Source organism: Leptospira venezuelensis, assembly GCF_002150035.1.
Taxonomy (GTDB): Bacteria; Spirochaetota; Leptospiria; order Leptospirales; family Leptospiraceae; genus Leptospira_B; species Leptospira_B venezuelensis.
This window is the reverse complement of record NZ_NETS01000011.1, coordinates 347,342-373,197: the sequence shown is the minus strand read 5'-3', so window position 1 is coordinate 373,197 and position 25,856 is coordinate 347,342. Positions and strand designations below refer to the sequence as shown.

The window sequence follows — 25,856 nt, the reverse complement described above, 5'->3', positions numbered from 1 at the left end:
GAAGGCCGTGAACCTAAACGAAGAATCCCTTCAAAAAATCGCAGAGTTATCTAGGCTCAAAATAGATCCTAAGGATATTCAAAATTTCCTTACGGATTTTAATAAGGTACTGAATTATGTGGATACTATCACTGAATTAAATGTGAGTTCTGTATCCGACGAGGACTTATATCCGAACGAAGCAAATTCACTTCGTGTAGATAAGGCAAAAGAAGGTTTAAGCCGTTCACAAATCGAATCTTTTGCACCTAGTTTCCAAAATGGATATTTCGTAGTTCCAAAGGTGATCGAAACATGAAAGAACTTTGGAAATTAAAATATTCAGATATTAAAAAAGGTTTAAATTCTGGAGAATTTACTCCTACCGATCTGATTAAATCTCTGATTTCTCGTATAGAAGCGGAAGATTCTAAAATTAAAGCTTTTCTTGCCTGGGAAAAAGAAAGTTTCTTAAAGGCAGCTGCAGAAAGTACTGAAAGAAGAAAATCAGGAAAACCTCTTTCTGAATTCGATGGTATTCCGATCGGAGTAAAAGACAATATCTGTATAGAGAATACGATCACTTCTTGTGCTTCTAAAATTTTAGAAAACTATCGATCTCCATTTCACGCAACCGCCATCGAAAAACTTTTAGCAAAAGGTTTTGTACTTATTCCAAGAGCGAATATGGATGAGTTTGCAATGGGTTCTTCTACAGAGAACTCTGCTTACCAAGTTACAAAAAATCCATTTGATACTGCAAGAATTCCTGGAGGGTCCTCAGGTGGATCCGCCGCCGCAGTGGCTGCTTCTTTTGTGCCAGTTGCATTAGGTTCCGATACTGGAGGATCCGTTAGACAGCCTGCTTCTCTTTGTGGGATTTATGGTTTAAAACCTACTTATGGAACTGTTTCCAGATATGGGCTTGTAGCTTATGCATCTAGTTTGGATCAGATTGGTCCTTTGTCCAAGGACATCGACGGTATCATAGATGTTTATTCAGTGATCTCAGGAAAAGATCAGCGGGATGCTACTTCTAAAAATATTCCTGCATTCGATCCTTCTAAGGTAAAAGAACTCCCTTGGAAAGGGTTGAAAATTGGAAAGATGAAGATCACTTCCGAGATTGAGCCTGATATTGCAAAAGCATATGAATCTCTTTTGGCAGAGTTAGAATCTAAAGGTGCTCAACTTGTAGACCTGGATTTTTCACTTCTATCTAATTCTATCCCTATCTATTATATCATTGCTACAGCGGAATGTTCTTCGAATCTTTCTAGGTTTGATGGTATTCGTTTCGGACAAAGAAAAGATCCAAGTGGCAAACTGGAAGATCTATATGTAACAAGCAGAAGTGAAGGTTTCGGAAAAGAAGTCCAGAGAAGGATTCTGCTCGGAACATTCTCATTATCTGCCGGATATTATGATGCATATTACGGAAGAGCACAGAAGGCTCGAGTTCTGATAAAAAAAGAATACGAAGGCTATTTTTCTAAGGTAGATCTAATCCTTCAGCCTACTTCTCCAACAACCGCGTTCAAGGTGGGAGAAAAAACTTCCGATCCTATCCAAATGTATAAGGCAGATATTTTAACTACTTCGGTAAACTTGGCTGGAGTTCCTGCAATGTCTGTTCCGATCGGGATAGATTCCAATGGTCTTCCGATTGGTCTGCAGATCACAGCTCCTGCTTTACACGAAGATAAAATATTCGGTTTTGCTAAAATGATCTCTGAATGGGCTTCTAAGGTTCAGTTGCCTGAAGCTATCAAATGAGTGAGCTCACCGCGAGAATTATTCCCTGCCTAGATATCAAAGACGGCAGGGTAGTCAAAGGAGTGAATTTCGTAAACCTTGTGGATGCGGGTGATCCTGTAGAGTCCGCGGTTGTTTATGAAAAAAATCTCGCGGACGAGTTATGCTTCTTGGATATCACAGCATCCAGCGATAAAAGAGATATATTAATCCATTTGGTGGAAGCTGTTGCGGAAAGGATATTTATCCCTTTTACTGTCGGTGGTGGGATCCGCACATTAGATGATGTGAAAGCCGTTTTGGAAAAGGGAGCGGATAAGGTTTCCATAAATACTGCTGCTTTTCAAAATCCGGACCTCCTTCGCGCCTCCTCGGAAATTTACGGTTCACAATGTATTGTCTGCGCAGTAGATGTAAAATTTCATCCAGACCGAGAAAGATACGAAGTATTCCTCCACGGTGGAAGAACTGAAACTGGAAGAGATGCGTTAGACTGGGGAAAAGAAGCTCAGGAAAGAGGTGCAGGAGAAATCCTACTTACTTCTATGGATCGTGACGGAACTAAAAAAGGTTTCGATATCCAACTTTTAAAATTATTTTCTTCTAATTTAGAAATTCCTATTATTGCAAGCGGTGGTGCAGGGAACCCTGAACATATGGTAGAAGCAATCCTAAGAGGAAAGGCAGATGCGGTACTTGCTGCATCTATTTTTCATTTTGGTGAATTTACTATCCGAGAAACGAAAGAAAATATGAAGGAAATGGGTATTAAGGTCAGACTATAATAGCCGGTCCATACCAGAATTCGAAATCTACAGTCCGCTAACTATAGTAAAGACTTCATTGAACACATTATCAAAATGTGTTTTTACTTTAGTGAGTCCTCCTCCGGTTCCGCCTTCATTTCTAAATGACATTTGGGAATGATCCATAGCGTTAACAGTATGTGTATTCCCGCCTGCCAATCTATTATTCAAAAGTGCTGAGTCTAATGGAACAATTCCGTCTGAACTTGGGAATATAGGATTTCCGTTCGTGATCACCGTGCAAGCTGCTTGGTAGGTGGCAGCATGATCAGCAGCCCCACAATCCCCAGCACCCATATCCCCACCGTAAACGGTAGTGATCAGATCCTCTGAGGTATTTGCGATCATCTTTTCCAAGGTGTAGTTAAATGCTTGGTTAGTTCCGTCCACAATCGTAGGAAGAATACCCGTAACTCCTGGACTGATCCCGTTTGTATAGGCAAGTCCTTGTCCCCCAGGAGTATCTGTCATAAATTTGATAATCGCTCCTATCGCAGTTAAGTCTCCGGTATACTGTGGGGAAGAGTAGGGAGATCCGTAATAAGGAGTTCCTAAACTTACTATATGATCTATAACATTCTGAGTATTGTTTGGGTGTTGGATTGCAGCTCTAGAAACTAAACCCCCCATGGAGTGGGCAACTATAACTACCTTGTCAGATGAGTTGAATGCAGCATTTAAGGAATCTATAAATCTTCTTCCGTTTATTTCAATATGGTCGGAAGTCCGGTAAGTGAAAACGTATATTTCAAATTCATCATATACGCTTCCTGTATAACTGCTTGGTGGTGTGGCATTGTCTGTAATAAACGAGAGTCCCTGGTTCCAAGTCCCGAGCAGGTTTGTTACCTTTTGATTAAAATCGGTCGGTAGATCTGTTTGTCTTTCTGCAAAATCCCACCCATGAATAAGAACAATCTTAGCCTTAGAATTATTTCTCTGGAAGTATGGACTTTGGAAATATAAAGGAGAAAGATTTTGGGGCTGAAGATTAGGGATCACGGTGGAAAATTTATACAAAGCATGGTTTTGTTCTGCAAAATAGGCTGAGATAATATAGTCCTTAATTTGGTCCGCTAATGATTTGTCTTCGGAAGGAGTTAGTCTATCTTGTAGATATTCGCAGTTTCCGAAAGTTAGAAGTGTAAAAAATAAAAACAGAGTTTGGAAAGATAAAAATCTTTTCATACTATAAAGTCTGGGACTATTCCTAAAAAATCGCAAGCTAGAATTTGATAAGGGGCGTTTCTTTCGATCGTAACAGAAAGGAAATAAATGTTTGAGTAAGATTTACTTTGGTCGGTTTTTCAAACGATCCAGTACAATTCCTGTGGCGACTGTCACATTTAAGGAAGAGATATGGCCGTGAAGTGGAATACGAACTGTAAAATCAGATTTTTCCATTAAGATCCTTTTTAGACCTTCTCCCTCGTTTCCCATTAGGATCACTAGTTCTTCCCAAGCGGGAATGCTAGACCAATCTTCTGTTCCCTTGTCGGAAGTAGATACTACCCAGAAATTTCGTTTTTGCAATTTTTCTAATATTTGCGCCAGGTTGCCGACTTTAAAAACATTCAGATAGGCGAGTGCACCTGAGGCTACTTTTTCAACCGCAGGAGTGATACCTGAAGAATCCCTATCCGGGATGAGAACTGTTTCTACTCCGAAACATTCTGCCGTTCTAAGAATATTTCCTAAATTGCCTGGGTCTTGTATACGATCCAAGACCAGGATTGGGCCCTTACAATTGTCCAAATGAGAATCGAATGATTTTTTATCTCCGGAATGGAGTTGTATTCTAAGTGCAAGCACGCCCTGATGATTTACACCCGGAGCCATTTTGTCTAATTTACTGGGAGAAGCTTCTTTAATCAGAAGTTTGTTTCCTAATTCGGAAAGGATTTCTTCTAATTCTTTTTTCGCCCCTGATGTCAGCCAAATTTCTTGGAAAGAAAGTTCGGAACCTTTTTCGAGATGTCTTTCCAGAATTTCTCGGATATTTCTTCTTCCGTAGATATACTCCTGGCGACTCATTTTCTTTTCCAGCGAAGACCTTCTTTGGTGTCTTCGATTATAATTCCTAACTCGTTCAATTTGTCTCGGAGTCTGTCAGATTCCGCAAAGTTTTTGTTTTTACGTGCTTCTTGTCTTTGTCTTACGAGCTCGTCGATCTCAGAGTCTAAAACTTCGACCTTTCTTTCGAAACTTAAAACTCCTAAGATAGAATCTATTTTATAAAATAATTCCAATCTTTTTAAGATCTCAGTTTCATTCGGAGAATTTTGATCCAAATATTGATTCGAATCTTTTACTAATTCAAAAACGGATGCTAAAAATTTAGAAATATTCAGATCATCCGCAAGGCTTTCTAAAAATTCATCCCATGTTTTAAATTCTACATTACCTTGAGATTGAAATGTTTTTCCAGACTTGGATAATTCTTCCAATAAACGATCGATACAATTTTGGATCTTAGAAACGGACCCGGCTGCTTCTTCCAGACGTTCTTTCGTAAAGTTTAATTTGCTTCTATAATGTGCGGAGAGTAGAAGGAATCGGATATTTTTGGGTTCGGCGCCTTCTTGCACCAAATCTCTTAGGGTAAAAAAGTTCCCCTTGGACTTGGCCATTTTTTCTCCATTTACGAGAAGATGTTCGGAATGTAGCCAATATTTTACGAAGGATTCTCCAGGATAGGCGCCTTCACTCTGAGCAATCTCATTTTCGTGGTGGGGGAAGGTAAGATCCACTCCTCCCGTATGTATATCAACTCCTGAGCCATACACGTCACGCACCATTGCGGAGCATTCTAAATGCCAGCCTGGTCTTCCGGAACCTATTTCCGTTTCCCAAGAAGGTTCGTTGTCCTGTTTCGGGAATTTCCAAAGGACAAAGTCTCTTACATCGTCTTTGTCGTATTCGTCGGTATCGTAGCGGGTGCCTGTTTTCATTCCGCTTAAATCTATTTTGGAAAGTTTTCCGTAATTTTTAAATTTTGCTATAGAATAATATAAACTTCCGTCTTTTTCGTAGACGAGTCCTTGGCTTTGGAGATGTTTTATGATCTCTACCATAGACGGAATAGAATCAGTAGCTCTAGGATAATGTTCTAATTTTTGAATATTCAGAGATTCTAAATCTTCTTGAAATGCTTTCACCCAGGGTTCAGTAAATTCTCTGATCCCTTTGCCTTGGGCCAATGATTCGCGAATGATTTTATCATCAATATCCGTAATATTCATTGTCATATCCGGTTTATAACCGAAAGCGACTAAAACTCTTCTGAGAAGATCCACGAATAAGAAAGCACGCAGATTGCCTAAGTGAGCGAAATTATAAACTGTAGGTCCGCAGGAATAAACTCTGACTCTGTCCGGAAACTCCGGATGAAATACTTCTTTGTTCCCGCTAAGAGAATTATGAAAGCGAATTTCTTTCATTCAGGGAACAGGATCTCTTTCGAGAATTCCAGATTGGCCAAATTTTGTTTGTCCCCTGCGATACCTGCTTCGTTACCTTCTGTAGGATATACCTGCATCCTTTTATCGCAGACTAAATGATTAAATAATGCGAACACAGACTTAGGATGAGAAACTTTATCTTCCATCCCGACTGAAACTAGAGTTGGTATCTTAATCTTCTTAGAAAAATTCAAACTATCAAAATAAGAAAGATTCTTTTTTACCTGAGCCTTCTTAGATTTTGCATTTGCAATCTGCTCCGAAACTTCTTTGGACCAGCTTGTTCCTAATTTTAATTGGGTATCATCTACATAGCAAAAATTAGGAGTTTCTAATATAAGAGCTTTGACCCTTGGAGAATTTGCAGCACCGAATAATGCCATGGAGGCTCCGATACCTTTTCCGGCCAGGATGATCTTATCTCCATCAATTCCGTCTGTGAGTCTTAAAAATTCGATCGTGCGGATCACGTCCAAGTAATTTGCTTTTAAGAAGAAGGATTCTTTGGCTTCCAATCCTTTTCTGTAATATCCTGGGGTCCAATCTGGATCAGGAATTTCTCCTTCTTTCAAAACTGGACGGATAAGCTGAGTGCCATGACCTCTAAGGTCTAGGATGAGTTGTGCTACTCCAGCTTCTGTCAGGCCTTTAATGATTTGAGGTCTGTCCTTTGCGTAATCGTGGAAATATACAAGAACCGGAAGATCCCCTCTTTTTCTTGGGATCACCAAGCTGCCTGTTAGAGTAGCATTTCCGTAAGATTGGAAAGAAATATCGTAGATGGTTTCTTTTAGAATGGTCCCTTTGAGCAGGGCCTTGGTCTGGTTTTTAACCGGAAAACCTTTGAGTTCTCGGATCGACTCCGCCCAAAAATCGTCCAAATCCGCGGGAGGTGAGAAGGGAGGATAAGTCTGGAAGCACTCGTCGAAACTGATAGCCATCAGAGATACATCGTTTTCATTTCAACGGGGGTGTAAAGTGATCTTTTGCGGAATACAATGTCTGAAGAAGAAGGACTGAAATTGTCATAGGTCCTACACCTCCTGGAACAGGAGTATAATGAGAGGATTTTTCCCATGCCTTGGAAATTTCAATATCTCCTACATTTCCAGCGTTATAACCGGCATCTAATAATACTGCGCCCGGTTTGATCCAATCCGCTTTTATAAATTCAGGTTTTCCGACAGCACCCACAATTATATCTGCTTGGGCAACGATTTCAGGCAGATTTTGGGTTCTGGAATGACATAGGGTAACTGTCGCGTTCATTTCTGTAAGAAGCATTGCCATAGGTTTTCCCAAAATAGGAGAACGTCCTACTACTACGGCTCTTTTTCCCGCAGGATCAATCCCGTATTCTTTTAGAAGGAGCACCATACCGTAAGGAGTGCAAGGAAGATAGGTTTCCACTCCCATGGATAATTTTCCGAACGATAATGTAGTAACTCCGTCCACATCCTTCTTCAAATCGATCCGATCGAAAGCAGCTCTTTCATCTATCTGAGGAGGGGTAGGATGTTGCAGAAGAATTCCGTGAGTATCAGGATCCGCGTTTAACTTATCAATGACTGCAAGTAATTCCTGGGTTGTAGTAGTTTCAGGAAGTTCGATTTTTTCTGAGATCATTCCCACTGCATGGCAGGACTTGACTTTCATATTTACGTATGTTGCAGAAGCTGGATCACTTCCGACCAGGATAGTCGCGAGTTTCGGGGGCTTTTTTCCGGATGCCGTGAGAGTTTTGATCTCTTCGGCGATCGAATCTTTTATCTTTTGGGAAAGTTTTTTGCCATCGAGTAAAATCGCAGTCATGGGTTCAGGATTTAGCTTCCGGTCCCAATGTCATCCGAAAATAATCCTTTTCAGTCGGGTAGAATGCTTAAAATAGGATCATGTCCGAAGTTTCCACCATTGATCTAAATCGTTTGCCGGAATATGTAAACCAGACCGTACGTATCCAAGGCTGGGTCCACGGTTTGAGAGGATCTAACGCCAGACAATTTTTAAGTCTGAGAAATTCAGGAAAGATCCTACAGGTGCTCGCTGAAAAGGAAATTTTGGGCGAAGACCTATTCTCAGAGATCAAACACCTAAAACAGGAAACTTCTGTAGAGGTTACTGGAAAATTAGTAGAGAATGAAAAGTCTCCGATAGGATTTGAACTTGTGCTTTCTTCTCTCAAGAAGGTAGGAGAATCCGAAAATTATCCGATCACTCCGAAAGAACACGGAATAGACTTTTTACTTTCCCAAAGACATTTATGGTTACGTTCCAGTAAGCAGCTTGCAATTATAAAGGTAAGAAGTGAACTTTCTTACCAGATCCGAAAATATTTCCATAATAATCAATTTACTCTGATCGATACTCCCATTCTAACAGGTTCCATCGGGGAATCTGCGGGAACATTATTCTCTACAGAATACTTCGACCTTGGAAATGCCTACCTTGCCCAAACAGGACAGTTGTATTTGGAAACTGCGATATTTGCTCATAATAAAGTGTATTGTTACGGTCCGACCTTCAGAGCAGAGAAGAGTAAAACCAGAAGACACCTCACCGAATTTTGGATGGTAGAAGCAGAAACCGCATTTTTATCACATGCAGAAAATCTAAAATTACAGGAAGATTTTGTAAAAACAGTGATCAAAGAAACTGTTTCTTCCTGTCTGCCTGAACTAAAAGTTTTAGAAAGAGATCCGACACCTCTAATGGATTATATCTCCAAACCGTTTGCGCTTATAGATTATAAAGAAGCTTTGGAATACCTCCAATCCCAAGGGGAAGATATAACCTGGGGAGATGATATCAATTCGGAAAGAGAACAGATGCTTTGCCAAAAATTCGGCGGACCTGTTTTTATCCAAAAATATCCGAGAGAAGCAAAAGCTTTCTATATGAAGGTCAATCCCGAGGATCCAAGAACAGTGCTTAACGCGGATCTGATTGCTCCAGACGGAGTGGGGGAGATCATCGGTGGTTCAGAAAGAGAAGAAAGTTACGAAAATATCACTAAAAGGCTAGAAGAAGAAAACCTGCCTGTAGAATCCTATGAATGGTATTTAGAGCTTAGAAAATACGGCTCTGTTCCGCATTCGGGTTTTGGCCTTGGAACAGAAAGGCTGATTGCCTGGATCTGCGGACTGCAACATGTTCGAGAATGTATACCTTATCCTCGTATGATGGAAAGATTGTATCCTTAAAACGATCTCACGCAGAGCCGCGAAGGCGCAAAGAAAGGACTTTTATTCCTTTAGTACTATTTAAAAACTCTCAGCGTCTCTGTGCCTCTGCGTGAGAAAAAAAGTCTAGAAAAAAAGCCAGAGCAACCGATACCAAAAATAGAGGTATCGTATGGCTAAAAGTTCCGCCCTTTCCACACAGCTTTCCTTAGAAGAGTCCGCTTGGGAACTCTTTGAAACGGGAGCATACGAGGAAGTATCCAAACTAGCGGAGAAGAATCCGAAAAACGTGTTCTTAAATCATTTAAGAGCTGTTTGCGAATTCGAAACGGAAACGAATACTGCCAATAATTTTCCTTTAGAAGGAAAAACGGTACTTACCCCTTTGCTTGGTGCGTATCTTCATAGAGCAAAAGGAAACTCGAAAGAGGCCGCAGTATTATTTCACGAATACTTCAAGGCATCTTCCAGCCCAGTATCATATTCCATTTTAACCACAGGGATCAAAGCTTGTGGAGAAGTAGGGGCTCATAAAGCATGTGCGGATCTAATCCAAAGATATAAGGCTTATTGGACCGACGGCTATTTTTCAAAACTGGAATTCTTCTCCCTTTATCATTTAAGAAGATTCGAAGAAGCTCTTAAAGTATTCAAAGAAAATTCTGAAAGCCTAAAAGAAGACAGAGATGTTCTGGCTTCATTAGGATTATGTTTTGTTCATATCGGAAGATTTGAAGAAGCTTGTAATATCCTGGAAAAACTTCCAGGTGCAGGCGAGATCCCTTCTTATGAAGATAAGGTAACAGAGTATTCTGATAGGATCAAAAATATTCCTAAATACGAAGCTAGAAAAAAAGAACTTTCTAGAACGGAACTTTTAGACCTGGGATATGCATATTTATTCTCAGAGTCTTATAAGAAAGCGGAAGAAGTTTTTACTTCTCTGGTTTCCCTAGAATCACGATAACTCTACCTTTCAAAAGAGCCTCCCTGGATTTAGGGGAGGCCAAGATTTTCTCCGCATCTTCGTTGGAGATCACAAGATCAGCTCCCAACTTACCTGAGACGCCTAACGCAGTAGTCAAAAGTGGTTTATAGCCGGCGATATCTTCCTTCATTGCGTCCTGCACTTTCGAAAAATACCTAATATATCCGTAATTCACTATCGAACTTTTTTTAACGAATAGTGGAGAATAGATCCCAACACCATCTTCATCCCTGATCTCTGAAAATAAAGCAGGCACAACTTCTAAATGTCTTGCATCTACTATAAGCCCTGTATAAGAATCCGCTGGATTATGGATTGGATGAGCTTCTGGAAAATTTTCAGAAGAATAGGGTAGAGTGATATGAGATAAAATTCCCTTTTTTCCTTTTAAAGAAATAGTACCGGTAGCGATTAGATGATTCCCTTTGAACTGATTATGGATCTCGATGGGTTCCTTTTCATAGATCTCTTGAAAAATTTCTCGAAAGGATTCATCCTGCGCTATTTTTTCGCGAAGAAGAAGGTTGGAATCCAATTTCAAATTTTCCATACTTCTATATAAGTATTTCTTAATTTCCTCTTTTGCGGTCTCTTTTGCGATGTTCCTAGCTTCTGTGATATTTTTGGCAGTTCCGATTTTATTATAATCCGGATCATCCGGATGAAATGTAATCTTAGGGAGCTTTACTTCTACAGTTTTGCTGATCTCTCCGGTTCTCCAGTTTACGATTGTTTCTGTTTTATCTTTGGACTCCCAGGCAAAAAGTGAAATTCCAGAGATCAAAAAGAATGCCAGGCTTTTAAGTTTCATACTGCTTCTCCGGAAGAATAATTGGGAAGTTTAGAATATTCTAATTTTAGTTGGTTCCATTCGGTGACCCGTTTTGCGGGAGGAAGAGAATTGATCAAATCTGTACCATACGACTTGGTCCAAATTCGAGAATCCAATAAACTTACAATCCCGGTATCTCTTTCTGAACGGATTAATCTTCCAAAACCTTGTTTTAGAACTGTAGTTGCATAGGGAAGTTGTAGATCTTTGAAAGGATTTCCACCTTTCTCCTTTAATTTCTCACTTCTTGCTTCTAAAACCGGATCGTTCGGTGGTTGGAACGGAAGTTTAGTCAATATCACTGACCTGAGTTTATCACCTCTAATATCAACACCTTGCCAGAAAGATGATACACCAAAAAGAACTGCGTTCTTTTCTGCTAAGAAGCGATTCTTTGCTGCTTCCGGTCCCATTTCCAATTGTGAAATCACGGGTAGATCAGTAAGAGGCCGGATTGTTTCTATAATTTCATTTAACGATTTGTTTGAAGTAAATAGAACAAATGCTCCACCTTTTGTGAGCTCAATGAGTTTTAAAATATAACGGGAAAGATCCGCAGCATTTCTTTCTGCAGATTCTGTTGCGTCTTTTATATCCTTAGGCAAAAATAAAAGTGCATTCTTCTCATAAGGAAAAGGAGAAGCTACAATCTTAGAGCGAGAAGGTAATCTTCCGATCCGGTCCGCAAAATAATTCAGGTCACCCTTATTGGTAGAAAGTGTAGCGGAAGTAAATACCATACTTTCGGTTCTGGGCTCTAAAACTTCTCTGAGAATTATTTCAGACTTTAAGGGTTGGGTCAGAAGTTTTGGGAACATCTCCTTCGTTTTCGTATTAGGCGGATCTGCCCAATACACCCTTTCTCCCTCATCCATTGTACGGAAAAGATGTAAACCTTCTGCGATTTGTCCGATACGTCCGGAAGACATTTCGATCTCGAGTGCGATCTCTTTTTCTTCTAACTCATCACTATCTTTAGAATATTTTTTTAGTTCTATCAGAAGCGCTTCTTGCAAAGAATCTAATGCTGCTTCTAATTCTCCTCCGTCCATTTTTAATGGTCTTCGAATTCTTTGAGAACCATAGAAATTGAGAGGAAGTTCTCCAACTACCTTATTGAAACAAAGGAATAGTTTTTCACCCGCAAGATTTGTAAGATCATTGATCTTAGGAGAATTGAGCCTTGCTCCCAAACCAGATTTTTTCTGGGAATTCCAAACGCCTTGTAAAAGTTTTTGGATCTCTAAAGATGATAACTCAATTCTAAATGCATTTCCTAAAACTTCAGGGAAATTATGGGCCTCATCCACTACGATCTTTTTGAAGTCTGGAAGAATATTAAAATCGGATGCTATATGTGCAGCGAGTAGGGAATGATTTACAATCAGAAGATTGGACTTTTGCCATTTCGCTCTTTCTAAAAAATAAAAAGAATGGGAAAAGTTAGGACAACTTCTTCCTAAACAAGAATCTGCTTCTCTTGTAACTTTGGACCAAAAATCTGGAGAAGCATAGCCATCGTATTCTTGCCTTCTTCCTGATTCCGAATTGGAAACCCAATCCTTAAAAGAATTCAAATGTTCCATCATCTCTGGGCCAAAGGTCCCTTGGGTTAAAACATTTCCTAATTTTCTTTTGCAAACGTAATTAGAAGCTCCCATTGCAATTTCGGCCTTCACTTCTTGGCCTAAGATCTGAGAGACTAAAGGGATATCTTTTCGGATAAGCTGGTCCTGCAGCGCCTTTGTTTCAGTAGAGATGACAACGATTTCCTCATCTTCCAAAGCACTGATCGCCGCAGGGATAAGATAGGCTAAGGATTTTCCAACACCAGTTCCAGCTTCCACGATTAAATGTTCAGAACTTGCAAATGCTTGTTCTACACTATTCGCCATTTGGATCTGACCCGATCTGGATTCGAAATCAGGCCAGAGTTTGGAAAGTTTTTTGAATTGTTCTTCTACTCTACTCAAGTCAATCACGCTTCCCTGGTTCGGAAAAGTTTGATCACACAATATAAGGATAGAAGGGTCACTAAACCTAAAGAAACCCACATGATTAGCGCTCCATCCAAAGTTAAGTCAGGAGATACTGAGCCGAATGCCTTCTTGATGGAATTAGTTTCTTTGTATGGGAAGATATTCATAAAGAACGCCAGGATCAGTATAAAACTTCCCAGAAAGATTGGTAGCACTTTGTTTGTGGATTTATCCTGAGATTCTTCCTTACCTTTCAAACTGAGGTGCACAAGTAGATAGACTAGTCCGAATACTGCGATAATTGCAAGAAATACGTAACGAGAGATCAATGCTTGGAATTTTGCTTCTTGCGGATCCGTTCCTGCAGAAGCATTAGCTATCATCCAGTCTACGTCCATCTTATTGATATAAGATCCAAGGTTTTGGTATAGGAACATTCCAAATACGATCAGCAAAAATGCTGGCGTAATATATTGGATCACCCACCAGAAAAACTTAGGAAGCTGAGCATGTGCGCCCTTATGACCTTCTTCCAAACCTTTTTTAGCTCCAATTACCCAACCAAAAATTACGATTTGCAATGTTGCCAAGATATAGATAAGAACTGTTCCTACCCAAAAGTCCGCTTGGTCTAATGCATTAAAGTTTTTGTTAAAATATAAGATTGGAAAAGAAAGTCCGAATGTAAAAAGGAAAAGTATAAAACTGGAAGTTCGTCGTCTGAGATGAAACGCTTCTTCCAAAAATACGATCACTGGTTGGAGCATTGTTACAGAAGAGGTAAGTGCGGCTAAGAATAGAACAAAATACCAGATTGCTCCAAAGAATGAGCCTCCGGGCATCAAGGCAAAGACGGAAGGTAACGCGATAAATCCCATTCCGAAAGTCCCGAAAGAAGTAGCGGACACTCCTAAGAACAAAAAGGCAACTGGAATAGTGATCATCCCGCCGAATGCAACTTCCACAAATTCATTTAAAGAAGCTGCGGAAACGGAAGATAAGATTACATCATTTTCCTTTTTTAAGTAACTAGAGAATACCAGAGCAATCCCGAAACCTGCAGACAATGTAAAGAAGATTTGGCCCGCCGCAGAGATCCAAACTTTTGCTTCTCCTAGTGCTGCCCAGTTCGGATTCCACATCTGAGCAAGTCCTAACTCTATATTATCTAAGGTTAATACTCGAACAAGAACTATCACTGAACAAATTAGCATAGAAGGAACTGCAATCTTTGCGAATACTTCCAGACCTTTTGCAATCCCTCTATAAACTAAAATAAAGTTCATTAGAAAACAGGCGAGTGTGGCGTAAAAAATTTTACCTTGGACCGCACTTCCATTTTCATTTGCGCCTACCAATGTATGGAAATGGTTAGAAGAATTTTGTATAAGAGAATTTAGGTCTCCGTTCCCTGAATTTAAACTGATACCACCTGTTATGAAATCGAAAGCATAAGCGAGACACCATGCTTCCACAAAAACGTAATAGACATATATCAATAAAGGAATTGTAACACCTATCGCTCCAAGCAGTCTAAGAGGAACACCGGAAAGGTAGGCACGGAATAGATTCGGAAAACTATGGCCTTGTTCACCCCCCATTCTTCCCATCACCCATTCGGTGATACAGACTGGAATTCCAACGAGGATGAAGCTGATGATATAGGGGAGAAGGAATGCTCCTCCTCCATTCTGCACTGCCTGTCCCGGAAATCGGAGGAAATTTCCAAGTCCGATCGCTCCTGAGGCAACGGTTAATATGAGTCCAGTACGGGATTTCCAACTTTCCTTGGGCGGTTCTTTAGTCATCTAGGGTTGTTCCGGCTTTTAGGGATTTCGGACTTAATACCTGTCCGAAAGGGGAATGGCTATAATCCCAGTAAAAGTGTCCCCCTTGTCAAAACGAATTCGGATTTAGAAATGGAAAAAAACGGGACATAATAGGACAAAAATCATCTCTGACTTTCTGGCAGAAAAATTTATAAATTTGACTGCTGGTCCAGTCTAAGTACCAACTCGAATACAGAATGGATTCGGATAAAAATGAAACTAGATAAGATCACATTAAAATTGAATGAGGCTCTTTCAGGCGCACAAAGCTCTTATGATAAGAACCCTGAAATACAAGAAGAACATATCATTGCTCAGATCTTGAGCCAAGGAGATGGCTTTGCCCCTCCTTTGTTTTCGAAGCTGGGTTTGAATTTGCCTGCGTTCTTACGCAAGACGGACGAATCGATCACAAAACTTCCAAGGGTAGAAGGCCAGCAGGATAAAGGATTTTCCAGAGCCTCGGTTTCACTCTTGCAGTCTTCTGACAAGATACGGGCGGAATTGAAAGATGAATATCTTTCTACAGACCATGTTCTCTTGGCATTTTTGAAGAATGGTACTTCTTCACTTCGCCAGGACTTTATTCAATTAGGACTAGATTATCCTAAATTATTAAAAGCAGTATTAGAACTTAGAAAAGGACAACCTATCATGGATGATACTCCAGAAAACAAGGCAGATGCCTTAAAAAAATATGCAAAAAACTTAAACGAGTTGGCCAAGCTAGGAAAGTTGGATCCTGTCATTGGAAGGGATGAGGAGATCAGAAGGACCATCCAAGTACTTTCTCGCAGGACTAAGAATAATCCAGTCTTAATTGGAGAACCGGGTGTAGGTAAAACTGCCATTGTAGAAGGACTCGCAGGTAAGATCATCCAAGGAGAAGTTCCAGAAGGAATTAAGACAAAGACTATCTATGCCTTGGATCTAGGAGCAATGATCGCCGGTGCAAAGTATCGGGGAGAATTCGAAGAAAGACTCAAAGCCACTCTGGATGAAGTAAAACATAGCGATGGAAATATAATACTATTCATAGATGAGATCCATACTCTCGTGGGTGCAGGTGCGCAAGAAGGAGCAATGGACGCTTCTAATATGTTAAAACCTATGCTTGCCAGGGGAGAACTTCGTTGTATAGGTGCTACAACCTTAAAGGAATACCAAAAATACATCGAAAAAGATGCTGCATTAGAGAGAAGGTTTCAACCAGTCCATGTAAAAGAACCAAGTGTAGAAGAAACGGTTACAATTCTTCGTGGCTTAAAAGATAGATACGAATTACATCACGGAATTAAAATATTAGATTCCGCGATCGTGGCCGCGGCTAGTTTATCGAATCGTTATATAGCTGATCGTTTCCTTCCTGATAAGGCAGTGGATCTAATAGACGAGGCAAGTTCCAAAATGAGGATAGAAATGGATTCTATGCCGGAAGAATTGGACAAGCTAAGTAAAAAAATCCAATCTTTGAAGATCGAAAAAGAGGCTTTAAAAAGGGAAACCGATCCTGCTTCTAAACAGAGGGTGGAGAATATTGCAAAAGAACTTTCTGAACAAGAAGAGCTTTTCAGAAATCTGAAAGCACGCTGGGATCTGGAAAAATCAAAAATTTCCAAAATTAAGGAAATCAAAGAAGAAACAGATAAATACAAGGTCCTGGAAGCAGAAGCAGAAAGAAGGGGAGAGATCAATAGAGTCGCGGAAATACGTTATGGAAAACTAATAGAACTTTCCAAAGAAATGGAAAAGGCAAACGCGGAACTTAAAAAAATCTCAGGCTCAGGAAGACTTCTAAAAGAAGAAGTAGATGAGGAAGATATTGCAAACATAGTCTCCCGTTGGACTGGAATCCCTGTGTCTAAAATGCTCCAAGGTGAGAAGGCAAAACTTCTCAAAATGGAGGATTCACTTAAGATCAAGGTAATCGGTCAGGACCATGCTTTGGAATTATTATCCGAAGCGATCCGAAGATCCAGGGCAGGGATTGCGGATCCGCATCGTCCGATTGGTACATTCTTATTCTTGGGACCTACGGGTGTAGGTAAAACCGAGACTGCTAAAGCATTATCCGAATTCTTATTCGATGATGTGAATGCAATGCTTCGCATCGATATGAGTGAATATATGGAAGCTCATTCAGTATCCAGACTAATCGGTGCTCCTCCTGGATATATTGGACATGATGAAGGTGGACAATTGACAGAAGCGGTAAGGCGAAGACCTTATTCGGTTCTCCTATTCGATGAAGTCGAGAAAGCTCATCCGGAAGTATTTAATATCTTCTTGCAGATCTTGGATGAGGGTAGGCTCACAGATTCCAAGGGGAGGAGTGTTGACTTTAAGAATACAGTCATCATTCTCACTTCCAATCTAGGCTCGGATGTATTAGGTTCCAGCGAGTATTCGGAAGAGGAAAAAGAGAGAATGGTGGAGCAAAGGTTGAAAAAACATTTCAAACCTGAGTTCTTAAACCGATTGGATGAAGTGATTTTATTCAAATCTGTGGATGAAGCGATGATCGCTAAGATTGCCGAACTTCAATTGCAGATCATGGCTAAGAAAGCAGCAGAGAATGGGCTTAAAGTTAGCTTCACACCTGCATTGAAAAAATATATAGTGCAGGCAGGTTTTGATCCTGAATACGGAGCAAGGCCTTTGAAAAGACTCGTCCAAAGAGAAATTGGGAACGCTCTCAGTAACTTCATACTGAAGGGTGAATTCAAAGAAGGGCAAAGTATCGTTCTAGATTATTCTGGCGGTACGGTGTCCGTAAAATAACTAAGAAAATAAAAAACCCCGGGTTTTACAAACCTGGGGTTTCACTAAGTACAGCACATTGAATAAGGGAAAAGAATGTGCAGTATTGCTTTACGGGAGTATAACCTCCCGTGTTCGATTTAGAATTCTACTTTATGTAGAAATAATTCCTCTTTTTTCATTTTTAAAACTTTAGAAGCCATGCTCTTGAAATCTTCAGGCGGCTCTAATAATCCTAACTCCACTTTAGAAAGGAAAGGAGTAGAGACCTTTAATTTTTTAGCCATATCATATTGTTTGATTCCCAATTCTCTGCGCTTTGCCCAGAGTTTATTGGTAAGTCCTTGGCTGAATTCAGGATAAACCTCTTCGACCGGACTTTCGTTAAATAGCTTATCTAATGTCGTTTTCAAATATTTAGCGCAAGCTTGTCTGAATTTTTCAGTAGGCGCTTGGCTTCCGGTTTCAATTTTGGAAAGGTAGCTAGGGGATACACCCAAAGCCCTTGCCATATCATATTGCTTGATTCCCCGTTTTTTACGGAGCATATAGATGTGGTTGTTCATTCTTTTCCCCTTTTTAACCGTTTTAAAACGACCTTACTTTGCCTCAAGAATAAATTTCCATAGTGCCCAAGAGGCATCTAAGTATAGAAATTTTTTCCAAAGTGGGCTAATAGTAAGAGAGATAAGAATAAGAATCAAGCATTTGAAGTCTTAATCTATAAAAAAAGGCCGTTAGACTTATTGAAGATTATAGAACACGGTCAGTAGTCCGAAGTATAAAGGTCTATAACCTTTTCGGACTACTGAACGGGGATATCTAAGTTATATATAACTTAGAATAACCGATTAGATCTTACCTTCTTTCAATCTGCTTGAATCCAGAATAAATTGATAATCTGTTTTAAGCTTTTGAGTAAGATCTCTAACAAAGTTTTGTTTCTTAGCTCTGATTAAATCTTCTTTAATTCTTTCTCTAACTTCCCCATAAGGCATAGGGATTCTGTCTTGAGGATTGTTCGGATTTGACTTAGAATAAGAGAACATTTTGGCAGCCTCATATTGCTCTCTCATTTCTGCTTCCGAAACTGTTACATCATTTGGAAGTTCTCTTTTGAATACCAAAGGTTGAACAATGTATAATTTCATTACATTGAACATATCTTGGAAATCTTTAGATTCTAAAGCTTCTTTCAATTCGGTAGAATGATCAGCTATTTTATACCAAACATATTGTTGTCTGAAAAATTGGAGCACATTCGCCTTATCGTCTAGTTTAGAAGAATCAAGGCCGCTTTGTTTTGCTAATTGTTCCAACTCGCTCAAAACATCTTTGAACTTAACAGTTTCGCCTGTTTTAGTATTAGTCAATAGAACGGAATCATGATTGAACGTGTTCAAGTTTTCCTGAGTGATATTTGCCTTTTCGAAACCGGCATTTTTCACTAATTGCTCTTCCTGCTCGCTAACTGCGCTGAACAAGAATCTTTTTTTCATAAAGTCTTCGTAACGAGGAGCGATTTCATCTACTTTCAGATCTAGATAATTGCGTTTGATATCTGCTTTGATCTGGTCAGGGAGATCTGGAGTCTCAAGATATTTTTTAGCGAGATTTTTTAGTTTTCCAAATTCTTTGGAGAAAAATTTTCCAACTCTTGATGCGTAGATTGTTTCTACTCTTTCTACTCTTAAGATCAGGAATTTTTTCTTTCTTGGAGTTTTAGGATCTGCTCCTGGAGGAAGTTGGTCGTCGATCTCTTTTAAGATCCATTTTCCTTGATTCTCAGCAGCTTCTTGGTAAAAAGCTAAGTTCGGATCGTTTCCACAATTCAAACATTGCGGTTCTAATAATCCACCCACTGCTTTGTATGCAGGTTGGTCGGTATGATCCACTACATATTGAATGATTTCTTTTTTGTCGGAAAGTTTTTGGATCCCGTCGAAAATATTTTGAGCTCTCTGTCTAGTAACAGCTTCGTCTTTAGGATCGAAAGAAAAAACTGCAATTGCTCGAACGAAAGCGAATTTTAACTTACCAACTTGTTCTAACTTTTCTGCCAAATTTCTTTGCAGGAAAGAAGCAGCCATTTGAGGTTTAGAATATTTTAGAAAAACAGCTAATTCATCTTCAGATACAATTTTCTTTTCTGTATTGTACAAAGAGATCAATTTGAAAAGACCTAAGGTTTCGAGAAGTTGAGTTTGTTCTTCTTTGGTAGGATGATTCGGCTCTGGCTTGCGTCCGCCTGTATTTAATTGGTAGAAGTTCCTGAGTTCTTTTCTGGTTACTGTGCCACCTTTGAAAGAGGCTAATGCTTCCGAATCTGAATTACACTGAAAGAGTAATGCCGCCAGGAAGGAGAGTACGATTATTTTTTTGTTCATGTTGTTTTATATAACCCGTTCTTTTCGAATTCCGAAAAGACTAGTATTTATGGATGGTCTTTCGGGCAGGTTGCTGCTTCTTACCTTGGATTTCAACGGATATTTCGCGAGTTAGGCGTTTTTCGTTGTCTTGGTAAAGTCCTTCGGCTGCCCTCGCGCCTGAAGGATTGCCGGAAGAATTCCAATCAGATGGAGTTTCCTTTGTCTTCATTGAAAGCATCTCTTGTTTTTGAGAAGAGAGCTTATCCATCTCAGCTCCAATAGATACTTTTAAAGATTCGGAATAATCTCGGTCTGCTGCAATTCTATCCTTGATCTTGCCTAGTTCGGTCAGGTCTCGATCTATTTCTTCCGTTTTGCGTAAAAGATGTGCCACTTTAATTTTCATGGAATAAGACCTGGAACTTTAAACTTCAGTTCCTGAGTCTAGGCCCCAGGCCGCTTCTTGCAAGTAGGAAAAAAAGAGTCCGCAGGTGAGGATCATCAACTCTTCTCCCGGCTTGGATAGGCATATAAGAAGGAAGAAGGCGGAAAATAAGACGTTACTAAGAAGGTCCTTCTTTCCTTGCCAGATGACCCAAATCATTCCAGAAAATAACAATACTGATTTGAATAGGGAAGGTTCTAAGCCAGGATGAGCCGGCTCATACAAAATCCAGATTCCTGAAAGTAAAACACAAAGTCCTAAAATAATAATACGAATCCGTTTCGGAATAGATAAAATTAGAAATAAGGAAAGTGCCGGGATTAAAAAAGGTGAAAGTTCCCTTCTCGAAAAAGAAAGGATACAGGAACCGGCCAATATAAGGACTCCTAAAGTCTCCCTAAAGGCTGGAGAACGACTTCCTAAAAAAGAAAAACCACCTGAAGAAATCAATCCAGCAAGACTTAAAGACACCAGATCCAAAATGAATTCTGCAGACGTTCCGTCCCAAAAAGAAAGTGCACATAGAGAGGCTGGGAATAGTAAAAAACTGAGATTTGGCCTAAGCGTTTTAGAAGAATGGAACTGGGAAAATGCGATGGTAAGACAAAGTACCAAGGAACCGGAGAATGGAAATCCATAGGTTTTGAAAAACAGATAAGCTGAGGTGAAGAATAGAAAAACCATTTGTATCTATTATGAAATTACGGTATCTTGACGAATCGAACCGTTATGATCCTGAACGAGATTATCATCTCAACGGAAAAGATAGACAGCGTTCAAGTTCTGAAATTGCAGGGTTCTATCAACTCCTTTACGGAGAAAAAATTTAAGGATGTGCTTTCCTTGGCAGTTCGCCAGGGACCGGTCATCATGGATATGGAAGACGTACATTTGGTATCCTCCACAGGGGTCCAGGCCTTAAAGGAAGTAAGCCAATCCAGTTTTGCCAGCAAAAATAAACTCGTCCTTGTAAATATCTCTAAAGCAGTGATCAATGTTTTTAAAATGGCGGGTTTGAGTGGATTTTTCCTAATCGCAAACGACGAAGAGGCCGCCTTAAAAATGGCTTCTAAACGTTGATATTCTTGGATCTAAGACGGACTCTCGGAAATAGAAAATGAAATCTGAAAAAACTTCTTTTAATTATTTTAGAAAAGCCTGGCATATGCTTGGACTGATCATTCCTGCCTTCTATTATTTCGATGTATTTCACGGACAATTTTTGTTAGTGTATGCTACCCGTGCCATTCTAACAATCTTACTCGTTCTATGCCTTGGACTTTTGGTTTTATTAGAATGGGCAAGGTTCCATATTCCAATCGTTCAAACAGTATTTGTAAAGTTCGCTGGTCCTTTATTAAAAGAAGAGGAGAAGTCCAGGATCAACGGAACCTTCCCGTATTTTCTTTCTATCACGTTAGTTGTCTTCTTCTTTCCTCCTGATATTGCGATTCTTTCTTTATTATTTTTAGTGATCGGAGATCCGATGGCCGCTTGGGTTGGAACTCATTTCGGGAAGAATAGATTTTCTAATGGAAAATCCAAAGAAGGAATTTTAGCTTTCATTCTATCTTCTACAATTGTAGGTTTATGGTTTATTTATGTAATTCAATCGGGTTCAAGAGAACTTGGAATCTACCAATTTTCTTCCGGAGAGTTTTTGCAGAATATAATTTTAGTGCTGCCTGCTGTGATCGCAGCTGCAGTAACTGAACTTTATAGTGGAACTTATTGGAATGGGATTGTAGATGATAATCTACTTATCCCGGTAGTGTCGGCTATTGTATTAGGATTTTTCGCGTATTTTACTTTGGATTTAAGTATAGGCCAGATCTTCTTGAATCCAGCCCAGATCTTCGAAACATATTAGGAAAATCGGATTCTCTTTTTACGGAAAAGTTCAAGGAGCTTTTTCTGCAGGAAGAACGTGATATACAAAGTCAATTCTTGTCTTCGTACTACCTTTTATCCCTTTTGCAGACCAGGTAAATTCCATATCAGTAGGAAAGATGGACGTCTCGTAAGGATATTGACCTAAACGGTTTTCCTTTTTCTGTTTTTCTTTGACCATAGAACCTAGATAATTAAAAGAACCGATCCAATCTTCTCCAATCTCAAAACCTTCCATTTTACCCTTTACACCAGCAAATTCATACATTGCAAAGTAAGTCTCTTGGATCTGTTTTCTTTCTTCGGGACTCATTTTGCGATTCATTCGAAGAACGAATCCTGGAGTTTCACGAGCATGAAAATAGAGATAATTTCCTAATTCTTCCCAGGTATTTGGCTTTTTGACATTTGGAATATCGACTGAATATTTTTTATTCAAAGGAGAAGGTTCTCTGCAAACTCCATCTCTTGTGAAATAGTCACAAAGTTCCACATTGCTTACGGAAAGAACAGAAGGTTCGCAGGCCGCGAATACAATCAGAGATAAAGATATTAGTTTAACGTTTTTCCAAAGAGCTAACATAAGATTCTCGTAAATTAGTAAAAAAATATAGAACTTCAGGGTGTTTAAAAAAATCAGAAGAAGAGTTTTGAGGGATCCATTTTTGTCCCTGGTAAGTATAAATAATCTCTGCAAAGACACCATGGAACATGTATATTCTATGGAGATCTTCTTCCAAGGAAGCTAAAACTAAATTGTAAGGAGTGAGATAGCCTGGGAGGATACGGATAGATTCATCCGATTTCCTGAGAGTTGTCTGGAATTTGGTACATTCTTTCTGTAGGCTGGGAAGCTCTTCTCTGGATATCCTGCGCTTCAAAGAAAGAATACGAGTAAATCTCCCGATAGGAGAATCTAAAAAATTCTCAAATTGATGGGTCCATTTGGGAAGAGGTTTTGATTCGTATAATGCCTGAGAAAATGTATCTTCTGCTTTTTCTTTTAAACGATAATAGGCCTCTTCATTTTCATAGGAAACCACTATGAAGAAGGAGGCGGGAAGAGGTTTTTTGGGTTTGGAAGAGATCTGTTTGGAATTCACTTGTTTAAGCTGGTTTCAGGCAGCAGATTATAATTTGGAATCGAAATAATCCAGCAGAATTTTAGTAAGCCAACGGCCATCTGGAAGGTCAGGATTGGAATCAGTTACAAATCCCACATGGCCACCTTGTTTTGTCAGAATGGTTTTTAAATTCGGAAGTTTAGACCAGTCGATAGAATTCCATTCGAATAAAGGAACTACTGGATCATCTTCTGCATGGATTAAGATCCCTGGATGAGTGATGGATTGTATATAATTGATACATGAGTTCTTTTTGTAATATTCCATCGCGCTAGGATATCCAAAAGAAGGAGCGGTGATCATATCGTCGAAGTCGAAGAACGTTCTGACCTTTTTTAAGTTTTCCAACTGAAGGGGAGTTAGTTCTATAATTCCTTCTTTGATCTTCTTTTTAAAACTGCTAATAAAATGACTTCTATAAAATCTTCCAGAAAGTGAATCTATAAAATCACAATTTTTTGCAAGGTCCAGCGGAGGGGAAACTGAGGAGAATGCGATAGACTTATGATTTCTGGATTCTCCAAAAAATTTCAAAACTAGATTTGCAGAGAGAGAAAATCCAGACACAAAGATCTTTTTACTCAGATACTCGTGGATATAATCTAGAACATCCTGAACATCTTCCGATTGTCCCGCGTAATACGATTTTTTTGCGAAACCTCTTCCTCTTCCGCAATTTCGTAGATTCATACGGATGATGCCGTATCCTCTTTCTAAAGCAGAGGTTGCAAGAGACACTAAATAAGAACTTTCTGAATCACCTTCCATTCCATGGATCATTAAAATGTAAGTTCCATTTGAAGGTATTGCACTCTTTCGATAGGAAGAAACTGGAGGATTATGTTCTAACCAAAGTTTATCTCCTGATTCTCCGCTTACAGTTAAAAGAATGTCTTCGCAGTAATAAGAAGTCCTAAGTGGATTTTCAGGAGGGAAAAGAGTGCTATAAATAGTCTGAGCGTGTTTGCCCGAGACGAATCTTTTAGGTCGAAAATGAGAGGCTTCCATAAATCAACGGATTTCGTTTTCTTTAAAAAACTCTTTCCACTCTTCTTCTTGTTCTTTTTTTAAAATTGATTTTTTATCTAAGAACTTTCTGAACTTTTTAAGAAATACTTTTCCCTTCTCCCTGATCTTTGAATCATCGGGAAACATATCTTCCAAATAGAAATTCAAAAACTCATCTAATTCGAAACCACCAAGATCAGAGATTAAAATTTTCTCAGAAGTATGTTCCGGATTCTCAAATAATAGCTCAGAGAATTCCAGAAAAAGGGAAGGCATTTCTTTTTCGGAAGAAGGAGCTCCTTCCGGAATTGTTTCCAGAAAGGAGCGAACGGTTTCTTCTAAGGAAGAGGGACCAGACAAAATTATAAAACCTTAATTTAGTTTAGGGAATTCGATTTTGGTAGCGAGAGTGTCTACGATCCCGTATTTGATCGCTTCTTCTGCATCCATATAATAGTCTCGGTCTGTATCTTCTTCCAGCTTTTCAACAGGTTGACCGCAAGCTTCTGCAAGAATTTGGTTCAATCTTGCTCTAGTCTTTAGGATTTCTTCGGCGTGGATCTGTAGGTCGGTTGCTGGAGCTACAATCTGTCCACCGATGCTAGGTTGGTGGATCATAACTTTACCATTAGGCCAGATGGATCTTTTTCCTTTGACTCCAGCTGCGAGTAAGACGGATCCCATAGACGCTGCAAGTCCCATACATACAGTATGAACTGGAGAAGAGATCATCTTCATTGTGTCGAAGATGGTAAGTCCTGAAGTAACAACTCCTCCGGGACTATTGATATAGAATGTAATTTCTTTTCCTGGATCAGCCATTTCTAGATAGAGTAGTTTGCCTACGATGTCTTTTGCGGATTCATCTGTAACCGCTCCCCATAAGAAAATCTTTCTATGGTCGATGAACTTTTTGGAAATTTTGCTACCGGCTAATTCTTCGATTACTTCGGATATTTTTTCAGTCTCAGACATTCTGGCTCCCTTAAGCAGCGGTTCGTTCTTCCAGTTTCTTCCTCCGTAATTTCCTGAAAACTCCAATAAATACGAAAGCTACAAAGGAAACGTAAAAAAAGCGAAGTAACTGGATCGGAGGGACCGGCATATCACGGTCCGCTCTTAAAGCAATTAGACGGGAGGCGAGGACCGGACGATTCTCCGCTTTTGGTTCTGGCTCCCTAAATTTAATAATTTGTGCGTTTTCGGAGAGAAGATAATACTTTCTAGCTTCTTTCTCTAATGCAACCTTATCATCTCTTAGAAGTTTTTGCCTTTCTTCTAATTGTCTATTTTCATACTCCAGTCTTTCCACATCCAATCTAAGGCTGGAAAGACTGGTTTCTAGGGTAGAACGTACGACCAAACCTGACTCTCCCAACACCGTGAAGTAAAACATTCCGGAAAGGAAAAGCAGAAGTAAAAACAGTTTGTTCGCCAGATTCATACCCATAA

26 protein-coding genes are annotated in these 25,856 nt (G+C 39.5%); 8 read left to right on the top strand and 18 right to left on the bottom strand.

What is annotated here, in order from left to right:
- The first annotated feature begins 7 nt into the window (after positions 1-7).
- Genes gatC through hisF form a run of 3 tightly spaced genes read left to right on the top strand, consistent with a single transcriptional unit; the run spans position 8 to position 2,519 of the window.
- Positions 8-298 carry an Asp-tRNA(Asn)/Glu-tRNA(Gln) amidotransferase subunit GatC gene (gatC, locus tag B1C82_RS18005; protein WP_086448969.1) on the top strand — a complete coding sequence of 97 codons (291 nt, stop codon included), beginning with the start codon at positions 8-10 and terminating at the stop codon, positions 296-298.
- Positions 295-1,755 (top strand): Asp-tRNA(Asn)/Glu-tRNA(Gln) amidotransferase subunit GatA, encoded by a 1,461-nt coding sequence (gatA, locus tag B1C82_RS18000; protein WP_086448968.1) that lies wholly within the window; start codon positions 295-297, stop codon positions 1,753-1,755. The genes gatC and gatA overlap by 4 nt, the downstream gene beginning before the upstream one ends.
- The gene (gene hisF, locus B1C82_RS17995; RefSeq protein WP_086448967.1) at positions 1,752-2,519 is read left to right on the top strand and encodes an imidazole glycerol phosphate synthase subunit HisF; all 768 of its coding nucleotides are present in this window, start codon (positions 1,752-1,754) and stop codon (positions 2,517-2,519) included. Before gatA ends, hisF begins: the two co-directional genes overlap by 4 nt.
- Before the next feature lie 27 nt (positions 2,520-2,546).
- Here hisF and B1C82_RS17990 read toward each other — a convergent pair whose 3' ends face one another.
- The 5 genes from B1C82_RS17990 to folD form a co-directional block, all read right to left on the bottom strand.
- Complete coding sequence (locus B1C82_RS17990; RefSeq protein WP_086448966.1) at positions 2,547-3,728, bottom strand: alpha/beta hydrolase; 1,182 nt, start codon at positions 3,726-3,728, stop codon at positions 2,547-2,549.
- Between the two features lie 102 nt (positions 3,729-3,830).
- Positions 3,831-4,574 (bottom strand): 23S rRNA (guanosine(2251)-2'-O)-methyltransferase RlmB, encoded by a 744-nt coding sequence (rlmB, locus tag B1C82_RS17985; RefSeq protein ID WP_086448965.1) that lies wholly within the window; start codon positions 4,572-4,574, stop codon positions 3,831-3,833.
- The gene (cysS, locus tag B1C82_RS17980) at positions 4,571-5,980 is read right to left on the bottom strand and encodes a cysteine--tRNA ligase (RefSeq protein ID WP_086448964.1); all 1,410 of its coding nucleotides are present in this window, start codon (positions 5,978-5,980) and stop codon (positions 4,571-4,573) included. Before cysS ends, rlmB begins: the two co-directional genes overlap by 4 nt.
- Positions 5,977-6,942 (bottom strand): acetylxylan esterase, encoded by a 966-nt coding sequence (locus B1C82_RS17975; RefSeq protein WP_086448963.1) that lies wholly within the window; start codon positions 6,940-6,942, stop codon positions 5,977-5,979. Before B1C82_RS17975 ends, cysS begins: the two co-directional genes overlap by 4 nt.
- Positions 6,943-6,958: 16 nt before the next feature.
- Positions 6,959-7,813: a bifunctional methylenetetrahydrofolate dehydrogenase/methenyltetrahydrofolate cyclohydrolase FolD gene (folD, locus tag B1C82_RS17970; RefSeq protein WP_086448962.1), complete on the bottom strand. Its 855-nt coding sequence runs from the start codon at positions 7,811-7,813 to the stop codon at positions 6,959-6,961.
- A gap of 80 nt (positions 7,814-7,893) precedes the next feature.
- Here folD and asnS point away from each other — a divergent pair, with 80 nt between their 5' ends.
- Positions 7,894-9,201 (top strand): asparagine--tRNA ligase, encoded by a 1,308-nt coding sequence (gene asnS, locus B1C82_RS17965; RefSeq protein WP_086448961.1) that lies wholly within the window; start codon positions 7,894-7,896, stop codon positions 9,199-9,201.
- A gap of 151 nt (positions 9,202-9,352) precedes the next feature.
- Positions 9,353-10,147 (top strand): tetratricopeptide repeat protein, encoded by a 795-nt coding sequence (locus B1C82_RS17960; protein WP_086448960.1) that lies wholly within the window; start codon positions 9,353-9,355, stop codon positions 10,145-10,147.
- Here B1C82_RS17960 and B1C82_RS17955 read toward each other — a convergent pair.
- The 3 genes from B1C82_RS17955 to B1C82_RS17945 are packed head-to-tail and all read right to left on the bottom strand — an operon-like array spanning position 10,116 to position 14,787.
- Positions 10,116-10,979: a hypothetical protein gene (locus B1C82_RS17955; protein WP_086448959.1), complete on the bottom strand. Its 864-nt coding sequence runs from the start codon at positions 10,977-10,979 to the stop codon at positions 10,116-10,118. The genes B1C82_RS17960 and B1C82_RS17955 overlap by 32 nt on opposite strands.
- A complete protein-coding gene (locus B1C82_RS17950) occupies positions 10,976-12,973 on the bottom strand; it encodes an ATP-dependent DNA helicase (RefSeq protein ID WP_086449347.1) in 1,998 nt (665 codons plus the stop codon). Before B1C82_RS17950 ends, B1C82_RS17955 begins: the two co-directional genes overlap by 4 nt.
- A gap of 5 nt (positions 12,974-12,978) precedes the next feature.
- Entirely contained in the window at positions 12,979-14,787 is a 1,809-nt protein-coding gene (locus B1C82_RS17945; RefSeq protein WP_086448958.1) for a sodium-dependent transporter, read from the bottom strand.
- A 234-nt stretch (positions 14,788-15,021) separates the two neighbouring features.
- Here B1C82_RS17945 and clpB point away from each other — a divergent pair, with 234 nt between their 5' ends.
- Positions 15,022-17,589, top strand: coding sequence for an ATP-dependent chaperone ClpB (clpB, locus tag B1C82_RS17940; RefSeq protein ID WP_086448957.1), 2,568 nt, complete (start codon positions 15,022-15,024; stop codon positions 17,587-17,589).
- Positions 17,590-17,708: 119 nt separating this feature from the next.
- Here the strand turns inward: clpB and B1C82_RS17935 are convergent, their stop codons facing one another.
- From B1C82_RS17935 to B1C82_RS17920, 4 genes are all read right to left on the bottom strand, one after another.
- On the bottom strand, positions 17,709-18,116 hold the full coding sequence (locus B1C82_RS17935) for a helix-turn-helix domain-containing protein (protein WP_010515694.1): 408 nt from the start codon (positions 18,114-18,116) through the stop codon (positions 17,709-17,711).
- A gap of 303 nt (positions 18,117-18,419) precedes the next feature.
- A complete protein-coding gene (locus B1C82_RS17930) occupies positions 18,420-19,955 on the bottom strand; it encodes an LIC12015 family putative lipoprotein (protein WP_086448956.1) in 1,536 nt (511 codons plus the stop codon).
- A 40-nt stretch (positions 19,956-19,995) separates the two neighbouring features.
- Complete coding sequence (locus B1C82_RS17925) at positions 19,996-20,343, bottom strand: hypothetical protein (RefSeq protein WP_086448955.1); 348 nt, start codon at positions 20,341-20,343, stop codon at positions 19,996-19,998.
- 18 nt (positions 20,344-20,361) lie between these two features.
- Positions 20,362-21,066, bottom strand: a complete 705-nt coding sequence (locus B1C82_RS17920) for a hypothetical protein (RefSeq protein WP_086448954.1) — start codon at positions 21,064-21,066, stop codon at positions 20,362-20,364.
- Positions 21,067-21,111: 45 nt separating this feature from the next.
- On the opposite strand from B1C82_RS17920, the gene B1C82_RS17915 reads away from it, so the two are divergent.
- A complete protein-coding gene (locus B1C82_RS17915; protein WP_086448953.1) occupies positions 21,112-21,462 on the top strand; it encodes an STAS domain-containing protein in 351 nt (116 codons plus the stop codon).
- 37 nt (positions 21,463-21,499) lie between these two features.
- Complete coding sequence (locus tag B1C82_RS17910; protein ID WP_086448952.1) at positions 21,500-22,252, top strand: diacylglycerol/polyprenol kinase family protein; 753 nt, start codon at positions 21,500-21,502, stop codon at positions 22,250-22,252.
- Between the two features lie 30 nt (positions 22,253-22,282).
- Here the strand turns inward: B1C82_RS17910 and lcpA are convergent, their stop codons facing one another.
- Genes lcpA through B1C82_RS17880 form a run of 6 tightly spaced genes read right to left on the bottom strand, consistent with a single transcriptional unit; the run spans position 22,283 to position 25,854 of the window.
- On the bottom strand, positions 22,283-22,855 hold the full coding sequence (gene lcpA, locus B1C82_RS17905; protein ID WP_086448951.1) for a complement regulator-acquiring protein LcpA: 573 nt from the start codon (positions 22,853-22,855) through the stop codon (positions 22,283-22,285).
- Positions 22,830-23,375: a DUF4416 family protein gene (locus B1C82_RS17900; protein WP_086448950.1), complete on the bottom strand. Its 546-nt coding sequence runs from the start codon at positions 23,373-23,375 to the stop codon at positions 22,830-22,832. Before B1C82_RS17900 ends, lcpA begins: the two co-directional genes overlap by 26 nt.
- A gap of 27 nt (positions 23,376-23,402) precedes the next feature.
- Positions 23,403-24,404 (bottom strand): YheT family hydrolase, encoded by a 1,002-nt coding sequence (locus B1C82_RS17895; protein WP_086448949.1) that lies wholly within the window; start codon positions 24,402-24,404, stop codon positions 23,403-23,405.
- Positions 24,405-24,407: 3 nt separating this feature from the next.
- Positions 24,408-24,764: a hypothetical protein gene (locus tag B1C82_RS17890; RefSeq protein ID WP_086448948.1), complete on the bottom strand. Its 357-nt coding sequence runs from the start codon at positions 24,762-24,764 to the stop codon at positions 24,408-24,410.
- 12 nt (positions 24,765-24,776) lie between these two features.
- Positions 24,777-25,379, bottom strand: a complete 603-nt coding sequence (locus B1C82_RS17885) for a ClpP family protease (protein WP_086448947.1) — start codon at positions 25,377-25,379, stop codon at positions 24,777-24,779.
- A 10-nt stretch (positions 25,380-25,389) separates the two neighbouring features.
- A complete protein-coding gene (locus B1C82_RS17880; protein WP_199775789.1) occupies positions 25,390-25,854 on the bottom strand; it encodes a septum formation initiator family protein in 465 nt (154 codons plus the stop codon).
- Between the last annotated feature and the right edge of the window lie 2 nt (positions 25,855-25,856).

What these genes read in the sequence shown, in the direction of transcription:
- hisF (WP_086448967.1), top strand. Translation starts at nt 1,752, where the DNA reads ATGAGTGAGCTCACCGCGAGAATTATTCCCTGCCTAGATATCAAAGAC.
- lcpA (WP_086448951.1), bottom strand. Translation starts at nt 22,855, where the DNA reads ATGTTAGCTCTTTGGAAAAACGTTAAACTAATATCTTTATCTCTGATT.
- B1C82_RS17960 (WP_086448960.1), top strand. Translation starts at nt 9,353, where the DNA reads ATGGCTAAAAGTTCCGCCCTTTCCACACAGCTTTCCTTAGAAGAGTCC.
- clpB (WP_086448957.1), top strand. Translation starts at nt 15,022, where the DNA reads ATGAAACTAGATAAGATCACATTAAAATTGAATGAGGCTCTTTCAGGC.
- B1C82_RS17920 (WP_086448954.1), bottom strand. Translation starts at nt 21,066, where the DNA reads ATGGTTTTTCTATTCTTCACCTCAGCTTATCTGTTTTTCAAAACCTAT.
- asnS (WP_086448961.1), top strand. Translation starts at nt 7,894, where the DNA reads ATGTCCGAAGTTTCCACCATTGATCTAAATCGTTTGCCGGAATATGTA.
- rlmB (WP_086448965.1), bottom strand. Translation starts at nt 4,574, where the DNA reads ATGAGTCGCCAGGAGTATATCTACGGAAGAAGAAATATCCGAGAAATT.
- B1C82_RS17990 (WP_086448966.1), bottom strand. Translation starts at nt 3,728, where the DNA reads ATGAAAAGATTTTTATCTTTCCAAACTCTGTTTTTATTTTTTACACTT.
- B1C82_RS17910 (WP_086448952.1), top strand. Translation starts at nt 21,500, where the DNA reads ATGAAATCTGAAAAAACTTCTTTTAATTATTTTAGAAAAGCCTGGCAT.
- B1C82_RS17885 (WP_086448947.1), bottom strand. Translation starts at nt 25,379, where the DNA reads ATGTCTGAGACTGAAAAAATATCCGAAGTAATCGAAGAATTAGCCGGT.
- B1C82_RS17925 (WP_086448955.1), bottom strand. Translation starts at nt 20,343, where the DNA reads ATGAAAATTAAAGTGGCACATCTTTTACGCAAAACGGAAGAAATAGAT.
- B1C82_RS17955 (WP_086448959.1), bottom strand. Translation starts at nt 10,979, where the DNA reads ATGAAACTTAAAAGCCTGGCATTCTTTTTGATCTCTGGAATTTCACTT.
- folD (WP_086448962.1), bottom strand. Translation starts at nt 7,813, where the DNA reads ATGACTGCGATTTTACTCGATGGCAAAAAACTTTCCCAAAAGATAAAA.
- B1C82_RS17930 (WP_086448956.1), bottom strand. Translation starts at nt 19,955, where the DNA reads ATGAACAAAAAAATAATCGTACTCTCCTTCCTGGCGGCATTACTCTTT.
- gatA (WP_086448968.1), top strand. Translation starts at nt 295, where the DNA reads ATGAAAGAACTTTGGAAATTAAAATATTCAGATATTAAAAAAGGTTTA.
- B1C82_RS17975 (WP_086448963.1), bottom strand. Translation starts at nt 6,942, where the DNA reads ATGGCTATCAGTTTCGACGAGTGCTTCCAGACTTATCCTCCCTTCTCA.
- B1C82_RS17895 (WP_086448949.1), bottom strand. Translation starts at nt 24,404, where the DNA reads ATGGAAGCCTCTCATTTTCGACCTAAAAGATTCGTCTCGGGCAAACAC.
- B1C82_RS17880 (WP_199775789.1), bottom strand. Translation starts at nt 25,854, where the DNA reads ATGGGTATGAATCTGGCGAACAAACTGTTTTTACTTCTGCTTTTCCTT.
- cysS (WP_086448964.1), bottom strand. Translation starts at nt 5,980, where the DNA reads ATGAAAGAAATTCGCTTTCATAATTCTCTTAGCGGGAACAAAGAAGTA.
- B1C82_RS17915 (WP_086448953.1), top strand. Translation starts at nt 21,112, where the DNA reads ATGATCCTGAACGAGATTATCATCTCAACGGAAAAGATAGACAGCGTT.
- B1C82_RS17935 (WP_010515694.1), bottom strand. Translation starts at nt 18,116, where the DNA reads ATGCTCCGTAAAAAACGGGGAATCAAGCAATATGATATGGCAAGGGCT.
- B1C82_RS17945 (WP_086448958.1), bottom strand. Translation starts at nt 14,787, where the DNA reads ATGACTAAAGAACCGCCCAAGGAAAGTTGGAAATCCCGTACTGGACTC.